This is a genomic window from Treponema sp. R6D11, from assembly GCF_054786075.1.
Map to the genome: position 1 here is coordinate 1 of NZ_BDHD01001215.1, position 356 is coordinate 356.

Sequence of the window (356 nt, forward strand, 5' to 3'; positions counted from 1 at the left end):
GTCCTATTAATGCGGTGTATCTTCCGGGCGCGACAGTTACGCCTCTTTCTGTGACTGCAAACGTATCAGACGGTGGAACTTTGTCGTACCAATGGTACAGCGAGACAACGATATACAGTTATAATCCGACAGCGGTAGCAAGTGCGACGAACGCAACTTTTACGCCGCCTACTACAACGGCAGGGACTCTGTACTATTATGCGGAAGTTACCAATACTAACAGCGGTGTAAACGGAACAAAAACCGCTGTTCAGACGAGCGGACGGGCAAAGTTTGTTGTTGGATGGGAATCGGTTGATGTATCGGATATTGAAAATGGAACATTATATATGTTCAGTCCCAAATCAATAATTTTT

Annotated in this window: 1 protein-coding gene; it reads left to right on the forward strand. The window is 45.2% G+C overall.

Annotated elements, in window-relative coordinates; genetic code table 11:
- A partial coding sequence (locus ACYVTD_RS18170) for a hypothetical protein (RefSeq protein WP_461249004.1) occupies window positions 1–356 on the forward strand: 356 nt, incomplete at both ends.